Source organism: Myxococcales bacterium, from assembly GCA_016712525.1.
In the GTDB taxonomy this organism is placed as follows: domain Bacteria; phylum Myxococcota_A; class Polyangia; order Polyangiales; family Polyangiaceae; genus JAAFHV01.
On the sequence record JADJQX010000001.1, the window covers coordinates 816,049 to 832,925 of the forward strand.

A 16,877-nucleotide genomic window follows, 5' to 3' on the forward strand; every position below is an offset into this window, starting at 1 on the left:
CGTGCGGTCTGCACGTAGAACCCCACCCATCGCGGCTCGTTCCGATGACGCCGGGCCGGGCACGGGGATGGCTCGAACGTGGGGACACACGCAGTCCCCGCCCGGGCGCTCCGTTCGCAGAGGCCATGACCGCGGCGTGCGATACGCTGACGCGATGAGGACGCGGGACAATCGGCGGTTCGTGGCAGGGGGCGTCGCCCTCGTTTGGGCCTGCGCCTCGGGGTGCGGTCGCGAGGTCGCGTCGGTTCCGGCGCTTCCCGAACCCCCGAGCGCCCCCCCTGCGGCGAGCACGTCGGTCTCCGCGGCTCCGCCGAAGAGCGTCGGGCCGCTGCGTGAGATCGCGGACGAAGAGCCGCTCGCCGAGGGCCGTGTCGTGTTCGAGGGGATGGCGCGCCCGACCAAAGGCGGGGTGAGCGTGCGTGGCGTCACGCTCGACGAGGCCGACGTGTCGCGCCTCCTCCAAGCGAATGGCCGAGGGGACGCCGAGGCGCACCTGGGCGCGCGTCTGCGAGTCGTCGCCGTGCTCGAGAAGGTCGAGAGCTCTCCGCAGAAGCCGGGTGAGCCGGTCATGCAGATGCGCGTGGGCACGTTCTTCGCTCCGCGCGCGGTCGAGGCGATCACGGTCGTCAGGGCAGCCGAGGTGCTCGAAGGGGTGCTGTCCCGCTCGAAGGGCATGTTCGCGGTGGGCGACCGTCTGGTCACGAGCGAGGACCTCGGATGGTCGCTCCGCGACGCGAAGACCGGCGACCGCGTACGGCTCTATGGCCAACCGCGCACCTACGTTTGCCCACCCGACGCCCAGTGCCTCATCGGCGGCAGCATCCCGCTCTTCGACATCGGTCGCGCCGAGCGCATGCGTTGAGCGCGTCTCCTGCGGCCGCGGAGCCCCCGACGAGAACCGGGGGACGACCCGATCTCACCGAATCCACGCCGCTCCCAGGGCGAACGCTGCCTGGCGAGAGGGCCCGGCGAACGTGCGTCCGCGCGGGGCGCATGCTAACGATCTCGGGAGCGCCCTCGCCATCGCGAGGGGCTACGCGGCGGCAAGGCTGCCCCGCTCGGTGAATGAACGACGAACTGGTCTCGCTGCTCCACGCCCTCGACGGCGTCCGGCAATCTCCCAAGTATCACCCCGAGGGCGACGCCCTCTTCCACTCCCTGCAGGTCTTCGAGCTCGCCACGAGCGCCACGAGCGACCGCGTGCTCTGGGCCGCGGCGCTCTTTCACGACGTCGGCAAGGCCGTCGACGGTCCCCTCCACGACGAGATCGGCGCCGATCTCCTCGAGGGGCTCGTCTGCGATCGCGCCGTGTGGCTCGTTCGTCATCACCTCGATCTCCTTCGTGAGCCGCGCCTCACGCGGCGCCGCTACCACGGAACGAGGGCGCTTCGTGAGCTCGAGCAGCTCCGCCGCTGGGACCTCGGAGGTCGCGATCCACGCGCGCGTGTCATGACCGTCGAAGACGCGCTCGAGCTCTTGTTCGCGGGCGATCCGACCGCGCTCGCTGCCGACGACGAGGGGAGCTTCGACCCCCTGTCCTCATGAGCTGGGAGCGCTACGGGGGCCTGCGCGCCGCCCTCGCTCAGCTCGCCGCGCAGATCATGTACGGAGAGGACGTGAAGCAGTACTTCACGGCCAAGCGCCTCGCCGCCAAGCGGCTCTTGGGCAGAGGGGAGAGCGCGCGCTCGATACGTTATCGTCCGCAAGACTTGCCCTCGAACGGGGAGATCAAGCAGGCGCTCCTCGAGCTCGTCACCGAGATCGAAGGCGACGCACGGACGCAGCGGCTCTTCGCCATGCGCATCGTGGCCCTCGAGGCGATGGAGGCGCTCGCGCCCTTCTCGCCGCGGCTCATCGGCTCGGTGGCCACGGGGCACGTGAGGAGCGGGAGCGACGTCGATCTCCACGTGTTCGCGTGGGACGCGGCCGACATCGTCGCTCACGTGCGCGCCCTCGGTTGGACGCACGAGACCGAGCACGTCAGCATCCAAAAACACGGCAAAATCATGAACTTCACGCACGTGCACGTCGTGGACGTCTTCCCGCTCGAGCTCACGGTCTACGCGCCGAACGAGCTCCGGAACCGCCCGCGCAGCAGCACCGACGGAAAGCCCATCGTCCGAATCCGAGACACCATGCTTCGGAAGCTCTGCGAGGCCGAGCACCCGGAGCTCTACCGCCGCTACGTCGAGTCGGGTGAGGTGCCGTCCCTCGACGACATCCTCGCGGCCGAGGAGAAGGGCGACGATGGCGACTCCCTGCTCGACCTCGCCTCGGTCGATGACGACGATCCGTCATGGCACGAGGCGCTCGTCGATCCGTGGTGCGAGACCGGGCCCGACGAGCCACTCGCGGCGTCGGAGACGGAAGACGAGCCCGACGACGACGAAAACGAGCCGAGGATACGACGCGTCGGCGAGGGGCGGCGCCGAGGCCGGTACGGAAGCGACGGCTGACGTTCGAGACGCCATGTCCCGCGCAGGGCGGTCGGTCGAGGGGACACCGGGCCCCTACGGCTCAGGCTCGCCCCGCGCGCGTGGGCACCCTCCTTTTGGTTATCCCGTTGGAGATCGCCATGGCTCCGGAGAAGACCAAGAGGAGCCCGAACGCCGACGAGACCAGAACCCCGGCGCCACGCAGCCCGGAGCGCGAGCGCTCCACGTCCGTGTCGAGGGTGCGAACGACCTCGATGGCGCCACGGACATCGCCGACCTTCCAATCGGTCTTGGGGCTCTCCTCGTGGGAGTTGTGGCAACCGACGCACGTCTCCTTCAAGACTCGTGCCTTGGCATAGCGAAGTACCATTCGTCGCTCGTGAGTCGTCGGGCTGACGGTGCTCTCGAAGGCGTAATACGGGCGGCTCGGATCTTTTCGAAGCTGCACGAGCGCCTCGCGCTCGAAGGCGTTCCGAGGTCCACCGTCTTTGCGGTTCTGGAACGGCAAATCGCTATACATCCGGAGCTCTTGGCCAACCTGGCTCGCGCTCGTCACGACCTCCCCGAGCTCGATCGTGAGGGTCGCGGGCACCGGGATACTCCCGGGTCGCTCGCGGTAGCGGGTGCTCGTACGGCCCTCGTGGGGATTCAACCGACCGACGACGTTCTCCGTGTAGTAGTCGGTCACCTTCTCGAGAGTCTCGAGCTCTTGCGCCGCGCCCTGCAGCGCCGTCGTTTTGGCCACGTCGTTCGAGAGCTTCGACATGTAAGAAACGGTGAGACACGAGCCGATCGCCGTGGCCATGAGCGCCGACGTGGGGATGGGGTTCGCCATACACCATCGCACGAACCTCTCTGCGGGGCCGCGGCGACGCGCCACGATCGGCTCACCATGGAGGTAGCGCTCGAGATCGTCCGCGAACGCAGCGGCCGTGGGATAGCGGTCGGCCGGCGCCTTCGCCAGGCACTTCGCGCAGACCACCTCGAGGTCCCTCGGGACGTCGGGCCGCGTCTTGCGTAGCCGGGGCGGCTCTTCGAGGAGGGTCTTCCGCAGAGTGTCCGCGACGTCCTTCCCTACGAACGGAGCCGTCCCCGTCAGGAGCGCATGGAGAATGGCGCCGAGCGCGAACACGTCGACCGCGTGCGTCGCGGCCCACGGAGTCGCGACGGTCTCCGGTGCCATGTACCCCGGTGTCCCGAGGAGCATGTCCGGGTCCTCGATCGCCGCAGAGCTTTGCGTGCGAGCGATGCCGAAGTCGGCCACCTTCGGGGTCCCGTCCGGCGTAAGCAGGATATTGCCGGGTTTGAGATCACGATGGACGATGCCTCGCTCGTGGGCAGAGTGCACGGCGCGCGCGAGCGTGACCACGAGCTCGGCGGCCTCACGAAAGGGCGTGTCGCGCCTCTTGACCTTCGTGAGGAGGGTGCCTCCCTCGACGAGCTCGAGCGCGAAGTAGGGGCGCCCTTCGGCGTTCCCGATCTCGTAGATCTGAACGATGTGAGGGTGCTTGAGGCTGGCCAAGACCTCCGCCTCCAAACGAAACCTCACGAGCGGCTCCTCCCCGACGAGGGAGGGATGCTGCAACATCTTGAGCGCGACGTGACGCTTCAGGGCGACGTGCTTCGCTTCGTAGACCACGCCCATCCCGCCACGCCCGAGCACCCCGACGATCTCGTAGCCCGGCACCACCGGGGACCGCGACGGGTCCCCCTCGCGAAGGCCGGGAGCTCCACGTACGGTCTCCACCTCTGCCGCGACCTTCGCTGGCATCGCGGGGTCGGCGAGGGTGTCCGCCTCCAATCGGTCGGTGTCTTTCAAGGCGAGCTCCTTCACCACGAGGCAAGCAGAGGTCTCCCCGCGGGGAAACTGAGATCTCCGGCAGGGCCCAAGGACGCCCTCCCCTGGCCGGGCCACCCCATCGGGCAGGCCGGGCCACCTCCGAGGCGCGAGTTTTGGCTAAATTTCCCGAGCGATGACCCGGCACGTGGTTCGCATAAAGCCCCGCGTATGGAGACAGGGCCCGCTCGCACGCGCTATACCGAGGTCGATCACGGCATGCCCACGGGAGCCCTCACCCTCGTCGTCGCAGAGAAGCCGAGCGTCGCGCGCGACATCGCCGAGGTGCTCGGGGCGCGCGCCCGCCACGAAGGCTACCTCGAGGGAGGGGGCTACCTCGTCACGTGGGCCATCGGGCACCTCGTCGAGCTCGCCGAGCCGCACGAGATGAACCCCGCGTGGAAGCGCTGGGCCATGGAGAGCCTCCCCATGGTGCCCGGCGAGTGGCCCCTCGTCGTGAGCGAGAAGACGAAGAAGCAGTTCGCGGTGGTGAAGAAGCTCCTCCGCTCGCGGGAGGTCGCCGAGGTCGTGTGCGCGACCGACGCGGGCCGCGAGGGCGAGCTCATTTTTCGCACCATCGCCGAACATGCCGGCGCGCGCAAACCAACGAAACGGCTATGGATTTCGTCACTCACCCCGGACGCGATCCGCGCGGGCATGCGCGCCCTCAAGCCCGCATCGCACTACGACGCGCTGGCCGACGCCGCGCGGGGGCGGAGCCGGGCCGACTGGCTCGTGGGCATGAACCTCTCGCGCGCGTACAGCCTCGTCGGGGACGACGTGCTCTCCGTGGGGCGCGTGCAGACCCCGACGCTCGCGATGATCGTGGAGCGGTGCCGCGCGATCGCAGCGTTCGTGCCCGTGCCGTACCTCGAGGTGCGCGCCGTGTTCTCGCCCCCGGGCGATCCGCGCCCCGAGGTCGCCTACGAGGGCGTGTACGTGCGGCCCGGCGTGAAGGGCCCCGAGGCACGCCGCCTCCCCGAGAGCGCCGAGCTCGCCGAGGCGGTCATGGGTCGCGCCAAGCGTGGCCGAGCCCATGTTCACGCCGTCGCGCGCGACTCGAAGCGCATCCCGCCCCCGCTCCTCTACGATCTCTCGGAGCTCCAACGCGACGCGAACCGGCTCTTCGGCATGACCGCCAGCGCAACGCTCCAGACGCTCCAGGCGCTCTACGAGCGGCACAAGCTCGTGAGCTACCCGCGTACGGACAGCCGTCACCTGTCGACCGAGGTGGCGACGACGCTCCCCGCCATCGTCGAGACGATCGCCCCTTCGTACCCGGGTCTCGTGGCCGAAGGCTCGGGCTCACGCCCGCTCGGGAGGCGCTTCGTCGACGACACGAAGGTCGGGGACCACCACGCGATCGTTCCCACCACCGCGAGGCCGACGGGCACGCTCACGACGCCCGAGAGAAACCTCTACGATCTCGTGTGCCGGAGGCTGCTCGCCGCCTACCACGACGACCACGTGCTCGCGACCACGCGGGTCACGACCCACGTCACCGAAGGCCCCGACACCGACACCTACGAGACGTTCGGTTCCTCGATCGAGAAGGTAGGCTGGAAGATCGCCGAGCGCGCAGGGCGAAAAAAGCCCGAAGGAGAGGCCAACGTGCCGCCCGGGCTCGCGAAGGGCCAAGCCCGCGACGTCACGGCGGCGCGCGCGCTCCACAAGACGACCGAACCGCCTCCGCACCTCACCGATGCCTCGCTGCTCACCGCCATGGAGACCGCCGGCAAGACGCTCGACGACAAGGAGCTCTCGGACGCCATGCGCGAGCGCGGGCTCGGAACGGCGGCCACGCGGGCGAGCATCCTCGAGACGCTCCTCACGCGCGGCTACGTGGTGCGCGACGGAAAGACGCTGCGCGCGACCGAGAAGGGAGAGGCCCTCGTCGATCGGGTCCACCCCCACGTGAAGAGCCCCGCCATGACCGGCGAGTGGGAGGCGAAGCTCGTCGCGATCGAGAGGGGGCGCGCGTCGCTCGACGCGTTCATGAGCGAGATCGAAGACTACGTTCGGCTCGTCGTGGGGACCGCGCGCGAGCTGCCCATGGCCCCCCGAGCCCCGCGCAGGGACGCGACCGACGAGGGCACCCCACGAGAGCACGAAGCGCGTCCGCGGCCCGCGCGCGACGAGCGCTCGTCCTCGTCTCTCCAAGGCCCAACCACGGAGGCGACCACGCCGGCCCCGAGCCCGCGACCGACGGCCACGCGCGAGCCCACCCGCGGCGCCGAACCAGAGCAACGTTCACCAAAGATTACGGACAGTTACGCGTCACCGCCCGCGTCGCGACCTCGCGATCTCGACGGGCTCCTCCGCGGCGTGTTCGGGCTCACGTCGTTTCGCCCGGCGCAGCGCGAGGTGTGCGAGGCCGTCGCCTCCGGCGAGGACGTGCTCCTGGTGATGCCCACGGGCGCGGGAAAGTCGCTCTGCTACCAGCTCCCGGGCCTCGCGCGCGGCGGCACCACGCTCGTCGTGAGCCCCCTCATCGCGCTCATGGAAGACCAGGTCGAGAAGCTCGTGCGGCTCGGTCTTCGCGCCGCGCGCATCCACTCGGGGCGCGACCGCATGGACTCACGCGCGGCGTGTGTCGCCTACCTCGCGGGAGAGCTCGACTACCTCTTCATCGCGCCCGAGCGCCTCCGTGTGCCCGGCTTCCCCGAGATGCTCGCGAAGCGCAGGCCCACCCTCGTCGCCATCGACGAGGCCCACTGCATCTCGCAGTGGGGGCACGACTTCCGACCCGACTACCGCATGCTCAAAGAGCGCCTGCCGCTCCTCCGCCCGGCGCCCGTGGTCGCCCTCACGGCCACGGCCACGCCGAGCGTGCAGGACGACATCGTGCACGAGCTCGGCATGCCCTCGCCGCGGCGCATGATCCGTGGGTTTCGGCGCGACAACCTGGCCATCGAGGTGACCGAGATGGGTCAGTCGGCGCGCGCCGACGCGATCGTGGAGCTCTTGTCGCAGCCGGGCCGGCGCCCCGCGATCGTGTATGCGCCCACCCGAAAGGAGACCGAGTCGCTCGCGGCCGCGCTCGGAAAGCGAGGGCACGCAGCGGCGTACCACGCGGGCATGTCGGCCGCGGCGCGCGAGCGCGCTCAGAGCGCCTTTTTCTCGGGCAAGGTGAACGTCATCGTCGCGACCACCGCCTTCGGCATGGGCATCGACAAGGCCGACGTGCGCACCGTGGTTCACGCCGCGCTGCCCGCCACGATCGAGGGGTATTACCAGGAGATCGGGCGCGCCGGCCGTGACGGTGAGCCCTCGCGCGCGGTGCTCTTTCATGGGTACCGCGATCGGAAGACCCACGAGTTCTTCTTGGAGCGGGACTACCCCGAGCCCGCCGCGCTGACGAAAGTGTACAAGGCGCTCCGCGACGAGCCCGAGCCCCTCGCCGACGTGCGCGCGCGCGCCCGCCTCTCGGAGGAAGACTTCGAACGCGCCCTCGAGAAGGTGTGGGGCCAAGGAGGGGCGGTCGTTCGCGGCGACGAGGCCATGCGCGGAGGCCTCGCGCTCGACGCGGTGCTCACGAAGTACCAAGCGCACCTCGACCACAAGAGAGACGCGCTCTCGCGGATGCAGGCCTACGCGGACGGGTCGAGCTGCCGCATGGTCGCCCTCGTGCGCCACTTCGGCGACACGACCGACCGCGGGCAGGCCTGCGGGGCGTGCGACGTGTGCGACGTGAGGGCCGTGGTGTCGCAGCGCGTGGCCTCGCCGAACGAGTCCGAGGCGTCATGGCTCCGGCAGATCGTGGCCACGATCCGAGGGTTTTCCCGCGGCTCCCCCACGGTCGGCCAGGTGCACCGCGAGCTCGAGCCGAGGGGCCTCGAGCGAAAGGAGCTCGAGCGCCTCGTCGCCGGGCTCGTGCGCGCGGGCTGGATCGTCTCCGAAGAGGACCGCATGGAGAAAGACGGGGAGACCATCGTGTTTCGTCGCCTCACGCTCGTCGACGGCGGCCCGGACGACGTGAGCGACGTACAGCTCCTCGCCAAGGCCGAGGACACCGAGCCCTCGCGTGGGCGCGGAGCCCGCGGGCGCAAGACCTCCCGACCCAAACGAGAGCGGGCGACCTCCTCGCGGAGGCCACGAGCGAGCGCAGAGGCCGATGGCCCACTCGCGCGTGCCCTCCGAGCCTATCGGACGAGCGAGTCGAAGAAGCTCGGAGTGCCGGCGTTCCGCATCTTCACCGACAAGACACTAGAAGCGCTCGCCGAAGCCAGGCCCCAAACCCTGGACGAGCTCGAGGAGGTCCCAGGCATTGGGCCGTCATTCGTGAAGCGCCACGGCACCGCCATACTCGGCATCGTGGGGCGCGGCTGAGGCGCATACCCGCCCCCACCTCGGCGTACGTTGGCGTCGATGAACGCCCAAACAGCCTGAAATAGTTAGTCTTTTCGAGATGGATCGGCGTGGTGCACCCCAAGGGAGCATCGTAGGCTGAACGCTGAGGTGACCATGTCCAAGCTTCGTACCCTCACCGCATCCACGCTCTTCCTCGTGGCGAGCGCGCTCGCCGCCAACTGCGGCTCCGCCGAGGATCCGAGCCCCTTCCCGGACGGTGACTCGGGCGGCGGTGGTGGAGGTGGCGAGGGCGGCGGCGGCACGGGGTTCGGCTTCCAAGACGCCGGCAACGAGGCGAGCCGACCTTGCGTGGGCCTCGAGTGCCAGCAGGTCGCGTGCTCGGGCGGAGGCACCACGTCGCTCTCGGGCAAAGTGTTCGCCCCCGAGGGCACGGTGCCGCTCTACAACGCGATCGTGTACGTGCCGAACTCGAAGCCCGAGCCCTTCAAACAAGGGGTCGTGTGCGAGCAGTGCGGGCAGGTCACGGGCTCTCCGGTGGTCACGGCCCTCACGAACGAGAAGGGCGAGTTCAAGCTGAACAACGTGCCCGTGGGTAGCGACATCCCGCTCGTCATCCAAATCGGAAAGTGGCGCCGGCAAATCACGATTCCCAAGGTGGAGAAGTGTGTCGACACGCCGCTCGCGGCGACCGAGACGCGCCTCCCGCGCAACCAGACCGAGGGCGACCTGCCCCAGATGGCCTTCACGAGCGGGAGCGCCGACTCGCTCGAGTGCTTCCTTCGGAAGCTCGGTATCTCCGACAGCGAGTTCACCCCTCCGACCGGCACGGGGAAAGTGCACTTCTTTCAGGGCAACGGCTCGACGCTCGCGGGCGGTGTCCCCGCCGCCGCGACGCTCTGGAACGACGCCGCCAACCTCAAGAAGTACGACATCTCGCTCCTCTCGTGCGAAGGCAGCGAGCGCACGGGCGACAAGTCGCCCCACTACGCCAAGATGCTCGACTACCTCAACTCGGGCGGGAAGGTGTTCGCCTCGCACTATCACTACGTGTGGTTCCGCTACGGCACGGCGCCTCTGCCCACGGCCGCCACGTGGTCGCCGGCTCCGAGCACCTCACCGCCCTACCAGGTCGACACCGACTTCCCCAAGGGCGTGGCCTTCGCCGACTGGCTCCAGAACGTGGGCGCCACCACCACGCGGGGGGAGATCAACCTGAGCGAGGTGCGCAACAGCATCGGCGACTCGGCGCCCACCGTGGCGCGTCGCTGGATCCGCTCGGACAACCCCAAGACGGCCAAGTACTTCTCGTTCAATACGCCGATCGGCGAGGCCCCCGAGAAGCAGTGCGGAAAAGCCGTGTTCACCGACGTGCACGTGTCGGGCGCGGGGGGGCAGACCTTCCCCAACTTCTGCAACTCGAACCCGCTCAGCGCCAACGAGAAGGCGCTGATTTTCCTCTTCTTCGATCTCTCCTCGTGCGTCCAGCCCGACGACAAGCCCCCGGTGCCGCCCCCCTCGATCCCCAAGTGAGATCCGGCCCGGCCGTTCACTTCCAAATCGTTTCCAAACGGCGCGCCCGGGCGTGAAATCCAGCGCGCCCGCGGCAACCTAGTGGGGCATGACCAACGACCGACCTTCGCTCGTCCAGCCGTCCTCCCCTCGCCCGAACCTCGTCACGCTCGCGGCGCTCGCCCTCGCGCTCACGACCGCCGGTCTCGCCCCATCGGGCTGCGGGATCGGCGTCGGGGGCGTCGATCCTTCCGATTCGGGCGTCGGGGGCGACGTAACGTCGAGCCCCACGGTCGCCACGCCGCCTTCGTCGAGCGCCTCGGCCAGCAGCACCGGCACCTCCGCGCCGCCCGGTGTGCCCGCGCCGAAGGTGCACGTCGTCCTCTTCACGCACATCGAGGACAACACCCCCATGGGCCCCCTCGACTCGCCGCAAGCCCGTGTAAGCTACATGAACATGCGGGCGCGCATCGTCGAGATGGGCAAGCTCGCGGCGGCCCACAAGGTCGCTTGGTCGTTCCAACCCGATTGGAAGATCCTCGTCGCCGCCAAGCAGCTCGAGGACACGCAGACCATGGCGTCGACGGGCGGCAAGAACTTCCTCGTCTACCTGCGTGATACGCTCGGCGTCTTCGTCGATCCGCACTCGCACGAGAACAACGGCTACAACTACCCGGACGTCGCGTACCTCCTGAAGGACCTCGGCGTCGGCGGGAGCACGGTCATCGGTGGCCACGTGTGGGACCCTTCGCTGCCCCAGTTCGCCGAGTGGGATACGTTCCGGTCGCCCGTCGCGGGCCTCATGTTCCCGGCGTTCACCTGGCGAGGCGATATCCTCATGGGAAGCGGGACGCCCAACCACGTGAACGACCCGATCGTCTCGGGGGTGTGGCGACCGAAGGACCGAAACGCCTACTTCGTCGACGATCCGACCGGGAACGTCGCGGCCGTCGGGGCGTACACGAAGGGGCTCGAGGGGGTGACCGAGCTCGTGGGCAAGTACGCGTCGGGCGAAGTACCTGCATCATGCATACTCACGTCGAGCTACCACGTCGCGCCGGCCGCGCTGCTCGCGCCGGACGGCATCGCGGCCATCGAACGCGACGTGCTCGCGCCGCTCGAGGCGCAGGCCAACGCCGGCAAGGTCGTGCTCACCGATTTCACGAGCCTCGTCGCGACGTGGAAGCGCGACTACGGGGCCAAGGCGTGCCTCTACCCGACGCCGAAGTGATCTTCGGATCGCTCCGCCGGCGCCGACGCGCTCGCTACCTGCGGCCGGGAGACCGAGGTGTCGTCGAGGGGGAGGAAGGTTCGCCGCTCGAGAGCCCGCAGCGCGCGGCGTAGTCGGCCCGAGCGGCGTCGCCACGGGGGAGCGGCGCCAAGCTCCCGAGCGCACGAACACGGGTCTCGACGACACGGGCGCGCTCCTCGGAGGCGAGCGCACCCGAGAGGCCTCGGTCGCATCCGTCGCCGAGCCCGTCGTGAAAGTGGACTCCGAGGTGGGCGAGGCGCCCCGCGAGCGCCGCGTCCGAGGCGTTCGTGTCGAGCATGGGGCGCCCGGCCACGAGCACCCCCAGCGTGTCGATCGGGCCAAAACACACACTGGGTAGATCACGCACGGCCGCGCGCGCCTCGGCGTCGGCGGCGAGCCACGTCACGAGGCGCGCTTCTCGCGAGGCGTCGGCGAAGAACGGCGAAGGGCACGCGGCACGCGGCGTGTCCGTCCGCAGACTCTCGTGCGCGCACCCGAGAGGGACCAGCGCCACGAGCCCTGCGAGGGCGCGCTTCACGTGGCGCGTCGCCGGAGCACACGAGCCACGAGGGCCACGGCGACGAGAACGAGGGCGCCCGTGGGACCTTCGCTCGGGGTCGCGCTGCAGCCCGCGCACCCTCCTGCCTTTCCGGGCCTCGGGGGGGCGGCGGGCGGCCTCTCGGGGGTCGCGGTCGCGGCGGGGGGCTCCTCCACGCGGGGCTCTTGCTCGAGGGGGATCCCGGCCCCGGCCTCGCGCGGAGAAAAATCGGGGATGATGCCGCGCTCGTCGCCGAAGGTCACTGCCGGAGCTGCGTTCTTGGGGCGCGATACGGGGGCGCTCACGTCGGCGGGCAAACACACGCTCGCGCGGAGGCACCTCTCCTGAGCGCTGCACGTACCTCCAGCCCCACACGGCCCCGAGTACACGCGCGCCCGAGCCGCCATCGGCGGGGCCCCCAGGAGCGACACGGGCCCCTCCGGAACGGGCGAAGCTTCCCCCCAGCGGAGGTGCGAAGGATCGTCGAACGCGCAGAGGTCCACCTCTTTGCAGCGCGCACCACCACACGAGGCATCGCTCCGGCAGAGCACGAGCGTGCACTGCCCACCCTCGATCCCGCGCCATCCGACCGGACAATCTTTTGGTGCATCTTGCACACAATGAGTGCCGCCGTGATCGTGCACGAGGTGCGTACCCGCGGGGCACGCGAGCGGTCGCGGCGGAGGCAGCGCGTCGGCGTGCGCGCGCGCTGGCGCGAGGGCAGCGAGGAGCGGGAGGCAGGCGAAGAGACGCGCGGAGAAGGACGAGGGCACGGCGGCATCGTCATGGATGCGCCGCGGCACCGCAAGGGTCGCGCGACGCGACTCGTTGCCGGCACGCGCGCCCGGCGGTGAAAGAACGGTTCCCCTCGGCTTCGCTGCATGAGACCGTGGGCTCATGCGCCTCCGATTCGCCGTGTCGCTCGGTCTCCTCGCACTTTGCCATTGCAAGAGCCCACCCCCGGTGGACAAGCCCGGCCCCGCACCGAGCGCCTCCACCGCCCAGGCCTCGGCCAGCGCCGCGACCAGCGCGTCCGCGACGCCTCCCGCCGCGAGCGCACGACACACCCAGCCTTACAAGGCCATCGCCCGCGCGGGCGCCGACGTGGCCGTGGCGGGAGGCGCCGACGCCGACGGCAGCTCGAAGCCCACCGTCACCCCCGCGTCGGTGGGGCTCCCCACGGTCGACTTCGGGCCCCCGGGCCCCGTCGCCCTCAAGGGGTATCCCGACGGGCCGATCGGAAACGGCATGAGCGACCCCGCCACGGCTCTCGGCTACTCCAAAGACGGCTCCGAGCTCGTGGCCTGTGGCGACATGGTGGGCGGGTTCTCCGAGGGCGCCCCCAAGGGGTCCGAGCTCGGGACGCTCTGCTACGTGGCCGGGCGAACCGGGCCTACACGCTCGTTCGCGGCCGAAGAGAAGGGGCTCAGCCCGCAGTACGTGGACGCGGTGACCTCCCTCAAGAGCGGCTCGATGGTGCGCCTCACGCCGACGACGACGCCCCCCGCGGTGGCCGCCACGTGGGGCTTCGCCAAGGACATCACCATCGAGGTCACGAAGGGCAGCGCGCTCAAGATCGGCGGCCGCGTCGGCGCCGAGGAGCCCGTGTATCCGGTGACCCTGTCGGTCAAGCCGCCGCACCCCGACATGCAATACGACGGCACCTGGAACGCCATTCTGCCCTCCCCCGAGAAGACCGAGCTCGGGTTCGTGGGCCACTTCTTCTGCATGGAGTGGTGCAACGACCTCGTCATCGCGCGACTGCCTTACGGCAAGCTCGCGAGCCTCGTCTTCAACGACACGGGCTTCCGCCACCACCAAAAGAAAGACTACCAAGTCTCCCGCGAGCTCTTCTTGAAGGCCACCTGGGCGAACCCCACGGCCCCGCTCCCGCCGTACAACCTCGCGTGCGCCTACGCCCTCACGAACGACGCCACGAACGCCGAGAAGGCCCTCAAGTTGGCGATCGCGGTGGGCGGCCCCAAGGTCAAGGCGCGTGCCGTGAAGGATCCCGACTTCAAGGCCGTGGTCACCGCCAAGTGGTTCGTCGAGCTCACCAAGTGACGCCGCGCGCGCCGAGGAGCGCGAGCGCCGCAGCTCGTGTTTCATGCGGCGCCCGGGCAGCCCACCGCCGCGCCGAGCCCAATGTGCGAGGGGCCGGCGCATCCGCTACGAATCCCCTCGCGACGCCGCTCGGCGTGGCCTCGTTCCCGCCGTGAACGCGCCCAAGAAGGCACGCGCGAACGGCGTCATCGCGGAGAACCGCAAGGCGCGGCACCACTACGACGTCGTCGAGCGGTACGAGGCGGGCATCGTCCTGAAAGGCAGCGAGGTCAAGTCGCTCCGCGAGGGCCGCGTCGACCTCTCTGAGGCGTTCGGCGCCATCGAACGAGGGGAGCTGTGGTTGCGGCAGCTCTACGTGGCCTCGTACTTCGCCGCCCGCTCGTTCCCCCACGCCGAGAGGGGCGCGCGAAAGCTCCTCCTCCACGCACGAGAGATCGTCAAGATCGAGCGCGCCATTATGCGTGAAGGATACACGCTCGTGCCGCTCGACCTGCACTTTCGCAACGGCTTCGTGAAGGTGACGCTCGCCGTGGCGCGCGGCAAGAAGGACCACGACAAACGCCGCGCCATCGCCGAACGAGAGCTCGATCGTGAGCTCTCCGCCACGGTGCGTTCCATCAAGGGCAAGCCCCGCTGAGCTTGGAGCCTGGCCCATCGGCCGCCGAGGTGAAGCTCACCCTCGAGCTCTCTCGCGAGAGAAGGCCTGTTCGACGTGCGCGCACGCGGTCTCCACGCCGAGCTCGCGTTCGACCTCTCGGGCGAGCCTCTCGGCGCGCTCCTGGAGCTCGGGCCGTCGCGCCGCCCGCACCCTCGCCGTGAGCCCCGACTCGTCGAGCGTACGAGCGGGCAGAGGCTTCGGCGCCACACCACGGCGATAGAGGAGGTCGGCCCAAAAGAACTGGTCGGCGATGTGAGGGACCACGACCTCCGGGCGCCCGGCGCGCAGGGCGGCGTGGGTGGTGCCTGCTCCACCGTGGTGCACGACGACGGCGCACCGTGGAAAGACCGCCGCGTGCGGCGCGCGCACCGTGACGAACACGTCGTCCGCCGGAGGGATCTTCTCGACCTCGGGGAGCTGCACCACGGCGCGCATCCCGAGCACGCGGGCCGCTCGTATCGCCGCGTGCGCCGCCTCGAGCGCTCGATCGGGCTCGAGGTTCGCCATGCTCCCCAGCGTGAAGAAGAGCGGCGCGTCCCCCGCGCCCAAGAAGGCCGCGAGCCCTTCCTCGACCGTGGAGGTCGTGCCTCCCTCGCGGAGCTCCCAGAACCCGGTCACCGCGATCTTCTCGTCGAAGTCCGCGGGGCGCGGCAGGAGCGCCGGCGACATCGCGAGGAGGCCGGCGCACGCCCGTTCGGTCACGGCCGTCGAGACGTTCTTCACGGGAGGCAGCCCGGCCCGCTCTCTCACCACCGCGACGCGCGCCCCGAGGACGCCGTCCATCGCCTTCGCCGCCACCCACCACAAGAGCGGGTGGAAGAGCCGGCCGAGCCGAGGAGCGCCCATGGGAGGGTAGTCCCGCGTGGGAAAGAGGGGCGCGAACGCGACACACGCGAACGGCTTCGCGGCGGCCTCGGCGGCGCTCACGGCAGGGTGCGCCATGGAGTGCACGACGAGCGCGTCGGCCCACTCCGCGAGGTCGCGACCTGCGTCGAACATGGCATCGGCCACGGGGTCGAGCGCGTCCGTGAGGATTCGCTCGAGCTGCTTCACGGGGTTCTTCACGCGGAAGTTCTCGCGTGCGCCGTCGGCGATTCGCGCCCGCGCCTCGCGGAAGTACTCCGCGCCGACGCGCTCTTCGTCGACGTGTGCCCCTTGGCCAAGCGCCGACAACGAGCGCCCCTCCACGTTCGTCGTCACGAGGCGCACCTCGTGCCCCCGCGCAGAGAGCGCCCCCGCGAGCGCGAAGAACGGCCGAATGTCCCCCTCGGTCCCCCACGTTTGTAGCCCGATTCGCATACGCCGCTCGATAGGGTGGACCCCATCCGTGGGGAAGCCCGTCCGGAAGGGGCTTGCGCTCTTCTTAGGCTGCTGAGCGCGGAAGGGCTCGCCGATCCGTAGCTTCACGTGCGTACGGAGCCATGGAGAACCGCAGCACGTCGCGCCGGTGAGGTTCGCGGGCTACACTTCGTCGCATGAGTGGACATCGCCTCGCGCTCGCCATCGTCTCGCTCGTCGCCGTGGGCATGGTGGCGGCCGAGCCCGCGCGCGCCGCGTTCGCGGCCCGGGTCCCCGCGACCGACGCGCCCGTGGGGCTCCCCATAGCGGCGGCTCCCGCAACGGCTCCGGCGCCCACGGCCCCTCCCGGTTCGCCTGCGGCCGTCGTGGTGCCCGCGCTCGATCCTTCGGAGGGCACCCCGGTGAGCCCCGCGCCGCCTCCGGCCATGCTCCCGCCTCGCAGGCGCGCCGTCGAAGCTCCGCGGCTCGACCTCCACGATCCGTGGGGGGCCGGCACGCTCGCGGCGCCGACGTCAGCCTCCAAGGGTGCGGCGCTCGACCTGGTCGATCCGTGGGATCCGTCGCGCTCGTTCGCGCCTTCCGGCCCACGAAGCGAGCGCCCCCTCGACCCGTGGACGTCCCCGTCCCCTTGAAGCGGGGACGTCGGGGCCGGCGGGATGGCGAGAGGAGATCCGACCGACGAGAGGCGCTAGAGGACCTCCATCGCCCCCGGCAGCTTCCATTCATCGACGGTGCCGTGGCGTAGTGGCAGCCGAGCCCGCACGCGCCGAGTAAACCGCTCGGAGAGCCGCGAAAGCCGCCTCGCAAGGCTTCCCGCGTCGACGCTCTCGGGAGCACGCTGCTAGCCGGACGTCGGTGCTGGCGCGCGCCGGGTAGCGCTGCGCCGTGCGCTACTTGGGAGCGGGCGCCGCCGACGCGGAGGGAGCCACGGAGGGCGCGCCGTCGGTCGAGATGGGAGAGTTCAGAACAGCCCC

At 70.1% G+C, this 16,877-nt stretch carries 13 protein-coding genes; 9 read left to right on the forward strand and 4 right to left on the reverse strand.

Annotation, left to right across the window (positions count from 1 at the left end; all coding sequences use genetic code 11):
* The first annotated feature begins 154 nt into the window (after nucleotides 1-154).
* From IPK71_03505 to IPK71_03515, 3 genes are all read left to right on the forward strand, one after another.
* Nucleotides 155-862: a hypothetical protein gene (locus tag IPK71_03505; GenBank protein MBK8212792.1), complete on the forward strand. Its 708-nt coding sequence runs from the start codon at nucleotides 155-157 to the stop codon at nucleotides 860-862.
* Between the two features lie 203 nt (nucleotides 863-1,065).
* A complete protein-coding gene (locus tag IPK71_03510) occupies nucleotides 1,066-1,545 on the forward strand; it encodes an HD domain-containing protein (protein ID MBK8212793.1) in 480 nt (159 codons plus the stop codon).
* Nucleotides 1,542-2,456: a nucleotide-binding enzyme gene (locus tag IPK71_03515; GenBank protein MBK8212794.1), complete on the forward strand. Its 915-nt coding sequence runs from the start codon at nucleotides 1,542-1,544 to the stop codon at nucleotides 2,454-2,456. Before IPK71_03510 ends, IPK71_03515 begins: the two co-directional genes overlap by 4 nt.
* A gap of 61 nt (nucleotides 2,457-2,517) precedes the next feature.
* On the opposite strand, the gene IPK71_03520 is transcribed toward IPK71_03515, so the two are convergent.
* Nucleotides 2,518-4,272 carry a protein kinase gene (locus IPK71_03520; protein MBK8212795.1) on the reverse strand — a complete coding sequence of 585 codons (1,755 nt, stop codon included), beginning with the start codon at nucleotides 4,270-4,272 and terminating at the stop codon, nucleotides 2,518-2,520.
* A gap of 171 nt (nucleotides 4,273-4,443) precedes the next feature.
* Here IPK71_03520 and IPK71_03525 point away from each other — a divergent pair, with 171 nt between their 5' ends.
* From IPK71_03525 to IPK71_03535, 3 genes are all read left to right on the forward strand, one after another.
* Nucleotides 4,444-8,601: a DNA topoisomerase 3 gene (locus IPK71_03525; protein MBK8212796.1), complete on the forward strand. Its 4,158-nt coding sequence runs from the start codon at nucleotides 4,444-4,446 to the stop codon at nucleotides 8,599-8,601.
* A 135-nt stretch (nucleotides 8,602-8,736) separates the two neighbouring features.
* Nucleotides 8,737-10,113: a carboxypeptidase regulatory-like domain-containing protein gene (locus tag IPK71_03530; GenBank protein MBK8212797.1), complete on the forward strand. Its 1,377-nt coding sequence runs from the start codon at nucleotides 8,737-8,739 to the stop codon at nucleotides 10,111-10,113.
* Between the two features lie 88 nt (nucleotides 10,114-10,201).
* Complete coding sequence (locus IPK71_03535) at nucleotides 10,202-11,323, forward strand: hypothetical protein (protein MBK8212798.1); 1,122 nt, start codon at nucleotides 10,202-10,204, stop codon at nucleotides 11,321-11,323.
* A gap of 34 nt (nucleotides 11,324-11,357) precedes the next feature.
* On the opposite strand, the gene IPK71_03540 is transcribed toward IPK71_03535, so the two are convergent.
* Both IPK71_03540 and IPK71_03545 read right to left on the reverse strand, forming a co-directional pair.
* Nucleotides 11,358-11,882: a hypothetical protein gene (locus IPK71_03540; GenBank protein MBK8212799.1), complete on the reverse strand. Its 525-nt coding sequence runs from the start codon at nucleotides 11,880-11,882 to the stop codon at nucleotides 11,358-11,360.
* Complete coding sequence (locus IPK71_03545; protein MBK8212800.1) at nucleotides 11,879-12,655, reverse strand: hypothetical protein; 777 nt, start codon at nucleotides 12,653-12,655, stop codon at nucleotides 11,879-11,881. The genes IPK71_03540 and IPK71_03545 overlap by 4 nt, the downstream gene beginning before the upstream one ends.
* Before the next feature lie 124 nt (nucleotides 12,656-12,779).
* Here IPK71_03545 and IPK71_03550 point away from each other — a divergent pair, with 124 nt between their 5' ends.
* Both IPK71_03550 and smpB read left to right on the forward strand, forming a co-directional pair.
* Complete coding sequence (locus tag IPK71_03550; protein MBK8212801.1) at nucleotides 12,780-13,946, forward strand: hypothetical protein; 1,167 nt, start codon at nucleotides 12,780-12,782, stop codon at nucleotides 13,944-13,946.
* Between the two features lie 43 nt (nucleotides 13,947-13,989).
* The gene (smpB, locus tag IPK71_03555; GenBank protein ID MBK8212802.1) at nucleotides 13,990-14,583 is read left to right on the forward strand and encodes an SsrA-binding protein SmpB; all 594 of its coding nucleotides are present in this window, start codon (nucleotides 13,990-13,992) and stop codon (nucleotides 14,581-14,583) included.
* 36 nt (nucleotides 14,584-14,619) lie between these two features.
* Here smpB and IPK71_03560 read toward each other — a convergent pair whose 3' ends face one another.
* Complete coding sequence (locus IPK71_03560; GenBank protein MBK8212803.1) at nucleotides 14,620-15,903, reverse strand: glycosyltransferase family 1 protein; 1,284 nt, start codon at nucleotides 15,901-15,903, stop codon at nucleotides 14,620-14,622.
* Nucleotides 15,904-16,079: 176 nt separating this feature from the next.
* Between IPK71_03560 and IPK71_03565 the strand changes: the two genes are divergently transcribed.
* Entirely contained in the window at nucleotides 16,080-16,535 is a 456-nt protein-coding gene (locus IPK71_03565) for a hypothetical protein (protein ID MBK8212804.1), read from the forward strand.
* Nucleotides 16,536-16,877 lie beyond the last annotated feature (342 nt).